We start from the raw sequence: 11,927 nt of genomic DNA, 5'->3' as shown, positions 1-11,927 counted from the left end.
AGTTTTGCCTGCACTGTATATTTACCCATGACGCCTCCAAAGGTTGCGTCCAACCTTCGGGGGTCATACCACTCCAGCGTGGGAATGCAGCTCTCGACGCTCTGCGTCGCAAGAGGACGCGGAGCGTCCAGACCTGCATGTCGACGCAGAGCGTCGCACGATAGTGGATCGTGCGCTCAGCGCACCTGCCAGCCGCCGCCCAGTGCCTTGTACAGCGCGATGCTCGCCTGCAAGCGTGCCAGCCGTAACTGCACGCTCACGTCCTGCGCCTGATACAGCGTGCGTTGGGTTTCCAGTACCGTCAGTAAGTCCTCGGCACCTTCTTCATAGCGGCTCTGGGCGATGTTGAAGGCGGTTTGCGCCTGTTTGAGTTCTTCTTCGTGCCAGTAGCGTTGCTGGTCCAGGCCTTGAATGCTGTTCAGGGCTTTTTCGACGTCGGCGAAGCTGTTGATGATCGCTCCGCGATAGGTTTCCAGCAGCTCTTCCTGACGAGCTGTGGCCCTGTCGCGCTCGGCAGCCAGACGGCCATTATTGAAGATCGGCCCGACCAGACCGGCAGCCAGGCTGCTGAACGGTGCGCGCAGCCAGTCTTCGGCGCGGGTGGCTTCGGTGCCGAGCCTGGCGCTCAGGGTCAGCTTTGGCAGCATGGCAGCGCGCGCCACCGTGACATTGGCTTGCGCCGCGGCCAGTTCAGCTTCGGCTTTGGCCAGATCCGGGCGGCGGGTCAGCAGTTCGCTGGGCAGACCGGGGCCGATGTCCGGCCAGTTCAGGGTGGCGAATGCCTGATCACCGAGGTTCAGATTCTGTACCGGCTGGCCGAGCAACGCTGCCAGGCTGATCAACTGCTCGTTGGCCAGTTGCTGAACGCGTGGCAGTTCGCGCTGCTGGGTCGCGACCAGGTTTTTCTGCTGCGCCAGTTCCAGTGCAGTGGCCGAACCCGAGTCGTAACGGGTCTGCACCAGCCTCAAAACGCTTTGCGCGTTGGCCAGGTTCAGCTCGGCAATCCGGCCTTGCTCGCGCGCCGCGAGGGTTTGCGCATAGCGGTCAGCGACGTTGCCGAGCAGGGTCAGTTCCACTGTCGCCTGATCGAATTCGCTGGCCCGCAGGCTTTGTAGCGCACTGTCGCGTCCGGCGGCGATACCGCCCCAGAAATCCACTTCATAGCTGGCGGTCAGGTCGCTGGTGAAGTTGTTGGTGTTGTTGTCGTCGGAAGGGTTGGCCTTGCGGTCGCTGTTGCGCACGAACTTGTTGCGGTCGCCGCGCAGGTCAAAGGCCAGCTCCGGGAGCAACGGTGCGCCGCCAATGATGGCGCTGGCCTGCGCCTGACGCACACGAGCCATTGCTGCAGCGACTTCGTGGCTGTCGCGACTGGCCTGTTCGATCAGGCGATTCAATTGCGGGCTGCCGAACTGCTGCCACCAGCGGGCGTCGCTGCGCTGGGCGGCAGCGCTCTGGGCAAACGCCCAGCGTGCAGGTGGCTGAATGCCGCTGTCCAGGCGCGGAGCCGGGGTATTGCAGGCGGTCAGTAACAGGCAGACGGTCAAAAGGGAAAGGCTCGGCTTCATTGATTGTTCATTCACTGGTAAGGGCCGCAACTGGGTCGAGCCGGGCAGCTTTGCGGGCAGGCATGAAGCCGAAGATCACGCCGGTGACCAGTGCGCAGGCAAACGCTCCGGCCACTGCCGGCACGGTGAACGCAACCGCCACCTTGCTCAGCAACAAGGCTGCGCCCATGCCCAGTGCCAGCACGATACCGGCCAGCCCGCCGACCACGGAAAGCATCACCGCTTCGGTGAGGAACTGCCGCAGGATGTCGCTCTGCCGCGCGCCGGTGGCTATACGGATGCCGATTTCACGGGTGCGCTCACGCACAGTCATGAGCATGATGTTCATCACGCCGATGCCGCCGACCAGCAACGAGATCGCCGCAATCGAGCCGAGCATCAGCGACAGGGTGTTCTGGGTGCGTGCTTCAGCCTGGATCATCGCGGCGTTGTTGGTCAGCTCGTAATCCTGCTTGCCGTTATGCAGGCGTTGCAGCAGGTTGCGTATTGCTTCTTCGGCGTGTTTGACGTTGTTGGCATCGCGTGTAGCGATGGTGATGTACTCGGGGTCCTGCGAGCCAAACAGACGGATGCTGGCCGCCGAGTAGGGAATGGCGATGCGGTTGTCGCTGTCCAGGTCACCGGAAGTGGCGCCTTTTTCCTCAAGCACGCCGACCACCTGAAACGGCACGTTTTCGATCAGGATGTACTGGCCAATAGGGTCGGTATGCTCGCCGAACAGTTTCTGGCGAACTTTGTAACCAATCACTGCCACGGCGGCAGCACTTTGCTCATCCGCTTCGCTGAAATAACTGCCTTCCACTACCGGCCAGTTGAAGATCGCCGGAAAGTGCGTGTCGTTGCCGCCGACATAACTGGAATGATCGACGTTGCCGTAGCGCACGCCGGCCTGTCCGCCGTTGACCGGCATGATCATTTTTACCTCGGGCAGCTCGCCCAGCGCCGCTACCTCTTCAAGGGTGATGATGCCCTTGGGTGCACGCGGGTTGGGGGCCTTGCCGTTGAGGTAAATGATGTTGGAGCCGAACGAGGACATCTGTGCCATGACCTGGCGCTTGCTGCCTTCACCGACCGCCAGCATGACCACCACGGATGCAACGCCGATGACGATACCCAGCAGCGTCAGCGCGGTACGAAAGCGGTTGATCCACATCACCCGCCACGCGGCCTGAACCGCGTCGAGCAGTTCGCCTTTCCACGCCCCGCGACTGCCGCTGCCTTCACTCAGACGCTTGCGCAGGTCGACGGCCTGTAGCGCAGCGGGGTTGGCTGAACGTGGCGCAGACAGATCGCATGCGGTGTCGCTGACCACCAGGCCGTCGCTGATCTCGATGACCCGTTTGGCGCGGGCTGCGACTTCCCGGTCATGGGTGATCAGGATCACCACATGGCCCTGGCTGGCCAGTTCGTCCAGCAGCGCCATGACCTCGGCACCGCTGTGGCTGTCCAGCGCACCTGTGGGTTCGTCGGCGAGGATGATATGCCCGCCATTCATCAAGGCGCGGGAAATGGACACCCGTTGCTGCTGACCGCCAGACAGCTGGTGCGGCCGGTTGCCGGTGCGCGATCCCAGGCCCAGCCGGTCGAGCAGTGCGGCAGCCCGGGCGTGGCGCTCTGCGGCGGGTATACCAGCGTAGATGGCTGGCATTTCAACGTTTTCCTGTGCCGAGCCGGAAGGGATCAGGTGGTAGCCCTGAAACACAAAACCGAATGCCTCGCGGCGCAGCCAGGCGAGTTCGTCGCTGCCCAGCTCGGCGACGTTTTCCCCGGCGAACAGGTATTCACCCGAGGTCGGGCGATCGAGGCAGCCGAGGATGTTCATCAGTGTCGACTTGCCGGAACCGGAGGCGCCGACAATCGCTACGAATTCCCCGGCATGGATCGATAAATTGATACCACGCAGAACGTTGACCAGCGGGCTGTCGCCACCGCCGTAGGATTTGCGGATGGCGCGCAGGTCGATCAGCGGCGTTTGCATTCAGCCCCCGCTGCCGACAGAAGCCGGCACCAGCAGGCGATCACCTTCATTCAGGCCGTCGAGCACCTGCACGCGCAGGCGGTCGCTGATGCCGGTGCGTACCTGACGGTTTTGCACTTCGCCATTGGCGGACAGCACCTGCGCGATCTGCACATCGGCCTGAGGACCGTTCTGCAAGGCTGCGAGCGGGGCGGTCAGGGTGTTCTGCGCGCTGCCGGCGACGAAGAATATCTGTGCGGTCATTTCTGCCATCAGTGCCTGGTCGCTGTTATCAACGTCCAGCAGCACGGTGTACAGCACAACCCGACCGCCGCCGCTCTTGCGCGCACTGCTCGGACTGCCGCCGCCCTGATTGGCTTGATCAAGCGGTCTGGGCGGCACCGGCAGGATTTGCCGCACCGTGCTGCTCCAGCGCCGATTGCCACCGCTGAGAGTGGTGAAGTAGGCCGTCATGCCGGGTTTGACATGGCCAATATCGGCTTCCGAGACTTCGGCCCAGACGGTCATGGGCGACAAGCGGGCGATGCGCAGAATCAGCGGCGTCTGCTGTTGCGCGTTCAGGGTCTGACCTTCTCGCGCATCCAGTGCGACCACGTGCCGCTCATGGGGGCGTAGATGCGCGTGTAGCCCAGCGCCGCCTCGTCACTGCGCAGCGCCGCCTGAGCTTCCAGGATCTGTGCCTTGAACATGTCGACCCGTGCCTGGGTGGCACGAAATTCCGATTCCGCAGCCTGCACGTCTTCGGCACGCGTGGCACCGCCCGCCGCAAGGCGTTTCTGACGTTGTTGCTTCTGTTCGGCCAGCTCGTGCAGCGCACGCTGTTCCTGAAGCTGGGCCTTGAGGTTTTCGATGGCGTAACGCGCGGCGTCCAGCCTGGCTTTTTGTGTCGACGGATCGATTTCGACCAGCAAGTCGCCTTCCTTGACCTGATCGCCGACCTGCGCGTGGATTTTCATGATCTGCCCGGTGGCCTGCGAGCCGACGTCCACATAGCTGCGCGGCTGCAAGGTGCCCAGTGCGGTCACGCTGTTTTCGATGTTGCTGCGGGTCACCGTCACGGTCGCTGCATGACCTTTGCTGTCGGGCATGATCTGCCAGGCACACACGGCGATGACCGGGAACAGGCACAGCGCCACGAGAAGGGCGCGTCGAGGAGGGCGAGAGCGTTTCATGCAGGTTCCTGGGGTGGGAAAAATCAACCGATCGACGGACGCCGGCTGCAGAGCGGGCCTTTATATAGAGCTGCCCTTTAAACGAGGGATGAGGACGGGAATTTAGCGTCGGCTGCGGGTTGCATTGCGCGAGTAAATTTCGCGTCTGCGCTTCGTTTAAGGGGAGCGGCTAATTCGGGTCGTCTTGTCGAGTTGGAGTCAGCGTGATTATTTCCAGACCCCTGTGCGGTTTTGTGTTTGCAGGTCTTTCTTTCGCGGTGATATTGCCTGCCCAGGCCCTGGTTGCCGCGGATCATCAGGCCGCCCGTGCCGAAATCCGGCGTACCGGTTTTGGCGTGCCGCATATCGTCGCCGCCAACGAGCGCGGTCTGGGTTACGGCATCGGTTATGCGTATGCGCAGGACAACCTGTGCCTGCTGGCCAACGAAATCGTCACCGTAAACGGCGAGCGCTCACGCTATTTCGGGCCGGACAAGGCGACCCTTGAGCAACGCAGCAACATGGCCAGCGACCTGCTGTTCAAGTGGCTCAACACGCCTGAGGCACTGGCTGATTTCTGGAAAGCCCAGCCGCCCGAGATTCGCCAGTTGATGCAGGGCTATGTCGCCGGCTACAACCGCTCGCTGGATGAGCAGAAGGCCAAGGGGCTGCCGCAGCCTTGCGCAGCCGATTGGGTTCGACCGATCAGTACCGATGATTTGCTGCGCCTGACTCGCCGCTTGCTGGTCGAGGGCGGCGTAGGGCAGTTCACTGAGGCCTTTGCCGGTGCCAAACCGCCTTCTGCGCAAAAGCCATTGCAGGTTGATAGCCAGCAGGTTCAGGCGCTGCAATTGGCCGCTGCGCGCAACCAGCGCTTTGCCCTGGAGCGTGGCAGCAATGCCGTGGCAGTAGGGCACGAGCTGTCCGCCAATGGGCGCGGCATGCTGTTGGCCAACCCGCACTTTCCATGGGGTGGCGGCATGCGCTTCTATCAAATGCACCTGACTATTCCTGGCAAGCTTGACGTGATGGGTGCCGCATTGCCGGGCCTGCCGCTGATCAATATCGGTTTCAACCGGCATCTGGCCTGGACCCATACCGTCGACACGTCGAAACACTTCACCTTGCATCGCTTGCAGCTCGACCCGAAAGACTCGACCCGCTATGTGCTGGATGGCAAGTCAATTGCCATGGGCCAGCAACAAGTCAGCGTCGAGGTGAAGCAGCCGGACGGTAGCTTCAAGGCTGTGCCGCGCATCATTTATTCCTCGAAGTTCGGCCCGGTGGTGCAGTGGCCGGGCAAGCTGGACTGGGATGACAAGTTCGCCTTCAGCCTGCGTGACGCCAACCTGGAAAACGACCGTGTGTTACAGCAGTGGTATTCGATGGACAAGGCTGACAGCCTCAAGGCGTTTCAGGATTCGGTGCACAAGATTCAGGGCATTCCGTGGGTCAATACCCTGGCGGTCGATGCCAAGGGGCAGGCGCTGTACATGAACCTCTCGGTAGTACCGAACGTGGACGCCGCCAAGCTCGCCAAGTGCAGTGACCCGCGTATCGGCACCGAGCTGATCGTGCTCGACGGCTCGCGCAGTGAATGTAACTGGGACATATCCGCGGAGGCGGCTCAGGCAGGTATTTATCCGTCCTCACGCCAGCCGCAACTGTTGCGTAGCGACTTTGTGCAGCATTCCAATGACTCTGCCTGGATGGTCAATCCCGCGGCACCACTGAAGGGATTTTCGCCGTTGATCAGCCAGGACGGTCAGCCACTCGGTCAGCGTGCGCGCTTTGCGCTGGATCGGCTGGGCAGTCTGCAACAGGCTGGCAAGGTCAGCGCCGAGAATCTGCAAGCGATGGTCATGGACAACGAGGTGTATCAGGCCGGGCAAGTGCTGCCGGATCTGTTGAAGTTCTGTGCTTCGGAGCTGGGCGATGATGCTGCGCGTCTGACGCCGTTGTGCGCCGCCTTGAAAGCCTGGGGCGGACGCGCTGATCTGAACAGTGGCATCGGGTTCGTGTACTTCCAGCGGATCATGACATCCATGCAAGGCGTTGCCTCGCGCTGGCGCGTGGTGTTCGACCCGCAGAACCCGACCCACACGCCAAGCGGGCTGGCCATTGAAAACCCTCAGGTTGCCAGCGCACTGCGCGCCGCCATGCTTGCGGCTGTTGATGAGGTGGCCAAGGCCGGTCTTTCGCCCGAGAGTAAATGGGGCGACATTCAGGTCTCCAGCCTCAGCGGCAAACCCATTCCGATTCATGGTGGCCCGGCCGGGCTCGGCGTCTACAATGCCATGCAGACCATCGCTGGCAAGGACGGCAAGCGTGAAGCGGTCAGCGGCACCAGTTATCTGCAGGTCGTGACGTTTGATGAGCAGGGGCCCAGAGCGCAAGGCCTGCTGGCGTTCTCTGAATCGAGCAACCCGCAGTCGGCCCACTCAAGAGACCAGACCGAGGCGTTTTCGAAAAAACAGTGGAGTGAGTTGCCGTTCACCGAACAGCAAATCAAGGCTGATCCAGCGTATCAGGTGCAGGTGATCAGCGAGGAGGGCAGCCGCTGAACATGGCAGGAGAAGCGTTTGGGCCGGGCGGCCCAAACGCGCTTGCCTGTCGGGATTAGCCGCCGGGCGTATCGATATCGGCGTCAACACCCTGGGTAGGCTGATGATTGCGCAGATCTTCGGTTTTTTCCTCTGGCTCATGGTCGGGCACGTAAGCACTGTCGCTGGATGACTGGCTTTGACTTTGGCCTTGAGACTGAGACTGGCTGGGAGCAGGGCTTTGGCCCTGATTCTGGCCTCCACCTTTTTCAGTCTCTGGTTCTACGTCCGCAACCTGTGGCTCGATGGCCGGGTCGTTGCGGTCTGCGCCCTGGTCAGCGGGCGTATGCTGGCCCGGTGGCTGTTCTTTCTGACGTTGCGGTTCGATGGACATGCGTACCTCGATATCTGTTTCAGAAAATGGTCTGACAGGGTTTCGAAAGGTAGCCATATGGATCGTTCGATTCAGTTGCCGAACGGTTCTGAAGGAGGGTGATGCAGGATTGGGTGTTGTGTGAGGCTACGGGAGGTGCGATGTTCGCGAAGGGGGCCGTACAGTTGCATGAGATGCATTGAACGGAATATAGCCTTCGCGAACAGGTTCGCTACAGAAGATATAGGCAGCGCGGTTACAGCACTTTCTTGATTGCGTCGCACACGGCATCAATATTCTTCTGGTTCAGCGCCGCCACGCAGATACGCCCGGTATCCAGCGCGTAGATGCCGAATTCGCTGCGCAGGCGTTGTGCCTGTGCGGCGGTCAGGCCGGAATAGGAGAACATGCCGCACTGACGGCCGACAAAGCTGAAGTCCTGACCGGCCGGGTTATCGGCCAGGCGCTCGACCATGGCTTTGCGCATGCCTTGAATGCGCACGCGCATCTCGCCAAGTTCTTCTTCCCACAGGGCGCGCAGTGCCGGGTCGTTGAGCACCGCAGCGGAAATGATCGCACCGTGGGTCGGCGGGTTGGAGTAGTTGGTGCGGATCACGCGCTTGACCTGCGACAGAACGCGGGCAGTTTCTTCTTTCGATTCGGTAATGATCGACAGCGCGCCCACACGTTCGCCATACAGCGACAGCGACTTGGAAAACGAGCTGGAGGCGAAGAAGGTCAGGCCCGACTCGGCGAATAGGCGCACAGCCAGTGCATCTTCCTGAATGCCTTGACCGAAGCCCTGGTACGCCATGTCCAGAAACGGTACATGGCCCTTGGCCTTTACCACTTCCAGCACTTTTTTCCAGTCATCCAGGCTCAGATCGACGCCAGTCGGGTTGTGGCAGCAGGCGTGCAGTACGACGATCGAGTTGTTCGGCAGGTTCTGCAGGTCTTCAAGCATGCCGGCGCGGTTAACGTCGTGGGTGGCTGCGTCGTAATAACGGTAGTTCTGCACCGGGAAACCTGCGGTTTCGAACAGTGCGCGGTGGTTTTCCCAGCTTGGGTCGCTGATCGCTACCACTGCGTTGGGCAGCAGCTGCTTGAGGAAGTCGGCACCGATCTTCAAGGCACCTGTGCCGCCGACCGATTGAGTGGTCAGCACACGGCCTGAAGCGATCAGCGGTGAATCAGCTCCCAGCAGCAGTTTTTGCACGGCCTGGTCATAAGCGGCAATGCCGTCGATCGGCAGGTAACCGCGCGGCGCGTGCTGGGCGACACGGATCTTTTCAGCTTCAGCCACGGCACGCAGCAGAGGAATGCGCCCCTCTTCATCACAGTAGACGCCTACGCCAAGGTTGACCTTGGTGGTGCGGGTGTCAGCGTTGAAGGCTTCGTTGATACCCAGGATCGGATCGCGGGGTGCCATTTCGACAGCGGAGAACAGGCTCATTGTGCGGCGGCTCTTGATGAAGAGTGGGTTAGGGATGCACGCTGCGGCTGAATGCGCCAAAGCGGTGCACAAACAGGGCTTAGTATAGAGAGCATCCCCTCGCCGGGCGACAGGTCGGGGCGGCTTTTTTCGAGGTTTATATGCATATTTTCAGAACGTTCGTCCCGTTCGAACCTCAATGCTTTAAGTGCGTGACTTGAAAGGCCAGCATATGGCTCCATCTAGTAAGCATCATTTCAAGACATCGCACGCCTTTTCCCGGCGGGACCGGGCGTTGGCGATGATTTCGTCATGGCCTGTCAGTCCATTCAGGTGAGGCGAGCCCTTTGCGCGATCCCGTCGCGTACGAATCAAGTCGCGTATGAACCCGTCGCGTATGAACCAAGAGGTAGGATATGTCCGAGTTCCAGCTCGTTACCCGTTTTGAGCCAGCCGGCGATCAGCCCGAGGCCATTCGCCAACTGGTCGAAGGGATCGACGCAGGGCTCGCGCACCAGACCTTGCTGGGGGTGACCGGCTCGGGCAAGACGTTCAGCATCGCCAACGTGATCTCTCAGGTGAAGCGCCCGACGCTGGTCCTGGCACCGAACAAGACTCTGGCCGCGCAGTTGTATGGCGAATTCAAGGCGTTCTTCCCGAACAACGCCGTGGAATATTTCGTTTCCTATTACGACTACTACCAGCCCGAGGCCTATGTGCCGTCGTCTGACACCTTCATCGAGAAGGATGCGTCGATCAACGACCACATCGAGCAGATGCGCCTGTCTGCAACCAAGGCGCTGCTGGAGCGTAAGGACGCGATCATCGTCACCACGGTGTCGTGCATCTACGGCCTGGGCAGCCCGGAAACCTATCTGCGCATGGTCATGCACATCGACCGTGGCGACAAACTGGACCAGCGAGCCCTGTTGCGACGACTGGCCGACCTGCAATACACCCGCAACGACATGGACTTCGCCCGTGCGACGTTCAGGGTGCGTGGCGATGTCATCGACATTTACCCGGCCGAATCCGATCTGGAAGCGATCCGCGTCGAGCTGTTCGATGATGAGGTCGAAAGCCTGTCGGCGTTCGATCCGCTGACCGGTGAGGTGATCCGCAAGCTGCCGCGCTTCACGTTCTACCCCAAGAGCCATTACGTTACCCCGCGCGAGACGCTGATCGAGGCAATGGAAGGAATCAAGGTCGAGTTGCAGGAGCGTCTTGAATACCTGCGCACTCAGAACAAGCTCGTGGAAGCCCAGCGTCTGGAGCAACGGACCCGCTTCGATTTGGAGATGATGCTGGAGCTGGGCTACTGCAACGGTATCGAAAACTACTCGCGCTACCTGTCGGGCCGTCCGTCCGGTGCGCCGCCTCCGACCCTGTTCGACTACCTGCCTGCCGATGCCTTGCTGGTGATCGACGAGTCTCACGTCAGCGTGCCGCAGGTCGGCGCGATGTACAAAGGCGACCGCTCACGCAAGGAAACCCTGGTTGAGTACGGGTTTCGTTTGCCATCGGCGCTGGATAACCGGCCCATGCGCTTTGACGAGTGGGAAGCGATCAGCCCGCAGACCATTTTTGTCTCGGCGACGCCGGGCAACTATGAAGCGGAACACGCGGGACGTGTCGTCGAGCAGGTAGTACGCCCGACTGGTCTGGTGGACCCACAGATTGAGATTCGCCCGGCGCTGACCCAGGTCGACGACCTGTTGTCGGAAATCCACAAACGTACGGCGCTGGAAGAGCGGGTGCTGGTCACCACGCTGACCAAGCGCATGTCAGAGGATTTGACCGATTACCTCAGCGACCACGGGGTGCGAGTGCGTTACCTGCACTCGGACATCGATACAGTTGAACGTGTCGAGATCATCCGCGACCTGCGTCTGGGTACCTTCGATGTGTTGGTGGGGATCAACCTGCTGCGCGAGGGCCTGGACATGCCGGAAGTGTCGCTGGTGGCGATTCTCGATGCCGACAAGGAAGGTTTCCTGCGTTCCGACCGTTCGCTGATTCAGACCATCGGTCGGGCTGCGCGTAACCTCAATGGCCGGGCGATCCTGTACGCCGATCGCATCACTGGTTCCATGGAGCGCGCCATTGGCGAAACCGAACGGCGCCGCGATAAACAGCTCGCCTTTAACCTTGAGCACGGCATTACCCCAAAAGGCGTGTTCAAGGACGTTGCAGACATCATGGAAGGTGCCACGGTACCCGGCTCGCGCAGCAAGAAGCGCAAGGGCATGGCCAAGGCCGCCGAAGAAAACGCTCGCTATGAAAACGAACTGCGCTCGCCGAGCGAGATCAACAAGCGCATTCGTCAACTGGAAGAAAAAATGTACCAGTTGGCCCGCGACCTGGAGTTCGAAGCCGCCGCGCAGATGCGCGACGAGATTGGCAAGTTGCGGGAGCGGTTGCTGGCGGTTTGAAGCATTGGGCACGTCACCTCTTATGCAGATGCGCCGCGTCTGCATGCAGTTCGTGACGCTCTGCGCCGCGAGTCTTTAGTGCCGCACACTGTCATGCTGCGCCTGCATGATGCCGCCATACGCGCTTTTCGATCACGGTGGCACTGACGACGCAGAGTGCGACGTTAGTGACGGCTGAGTCCTGGCGCTGATCCGGGGGTAGCCTGGCAGGACGCCAGGCTAGCCGCACCGGGCCATGGATGGCCCGTTGCGGCGACCCTCGGATCAGTGACAGGGCGAAGGAACCCGACGAAGTCGGGCCGGAAACAGGAGCGGGGACTTTGCCTACTTTGGTCCCTCAAAGTAGGGCGCCGTAAGGGCGCAAAGGTGACCTGAGCCGAACCCCGACCCAACTGACATCGCAGAACCGCTGTGTGACGCGGAGCGTCACGAACTGCATTCCCACGCGGAGTG

At 61.1% G+C, this 11,927-nt stretch carries 6 protein-coding genes and 1 pseudogene; 2 read left to right on the top strand and 5 right to left on the bottom strand.

What is annotated here, in order from left to right:
• Window positions 1-176 precede the first annotated feature (176 nt).
• From AO277_RS06440 to AO277_RS06430, 3 genes and pseudogenes are all read right to left on the bottom strand, one after another.
• A complete protein-coding gene (locus AO277_RS06440) occupies window positions 177-1,565 on the bottom strand; it encodes an efflux transporter outer membrane subunit (protein WP_044319758.1) in 1,389 nt (462 codons plus the stop codon).
• A 7-nt stretch (window positions 1,566-1,572) separates the two neighbouring features.
• A complete protein-coding gene (locus AO277_RS06435) occupies window positions 1,573-3,543 on the bottom strand; it encodes a MacB family efflux pump subunit (RefSeq protein ID WP_044319757.1) in 1,971 nt (656 codons plus the stop codon).
• Window positions 3,544-4,715, bottom strand: a pseudogene (locus tag AO277_RS06430) (efflux RND transporter periplasmic adaptor subunit).
• A gap of 209 nt (window positions 4,716-4,924) precedes the next feature.
• Between AO277_RS06430 and pvdQ the strand changes: the two are divergent.
• Window positions 4,925-7,258, top strand: coding sequence for a bifunctional acylase PvdQ (pvdQ, locus tag AO277_RS06425; RefSeq protein WP_180273427.1), 2,334 nt, complete (start codon window positions 4,925-4,927; stop codon window positions 7,256-7,258).
• A 55-nt stretch (window positions 7,259-7,313) separates the two neighbouring features.
• On the opposite strand, the gene AO277_RS06420 is transcribed toward pvdQ, so the two are convergent.
• Window positions 7,314-7,631, bottom strand: a complete 318-nt coding sequence (locus AO277_RS06420) for a hypothetical protein (protein ID WP_005734393.1) — start codon at window positions 7,629-7,631, stop codon at window positions 7,314-7,316.
• 235 nt (window positions 7,632-7,866) lie between these two features.
• Window positions 7,867-9,063 carry an amino acid aminotransferase gene (locus AO277_RS06415; protein WP_002552946.1) on the bottom strand — a complete coding sequence of 399 codons (1,197 nt, stop codon included), beginning with the start codon at window positions 9,061-9,063 and terminating at the stop codon, window positions 7,867-7,869.
• A 395-nt stretch (window positions 9,064-9,458) separates the two neighbouring features.
• Here AO277_RS06415 and uvrB point away from each other — a divergent pair, with 395 nt between their 5' ends.
• Entirely contained in the window at window positions 9,459-11,474 is a 2,016-nt protein-coding gene (gene uvrB / locus AO277_RS06410) for an excinuclease ABC subunit UvrB (RefSeq protein ID WP_002552947.1), read from the top strand.
• Window positions 11,475-11,927: the final 453 nt, after the last annotated feature.

Origin of the sequence: Pseudomonas amygdali (assembly GCF_002699855.1) — a bacterium.
Taxonomy (GTDB): Bacteria; Pseudomonadota; Gammaproteobacteria; order Pseudomonadales; family Pseudomonadaceae; genus Aquipseudomonas; species Aquipseudomonas amygdali.
Note: the sequence above shows the minus strand (reverse complement) of the source record. Positions and strands in the feature narration are given on the sequence as shown.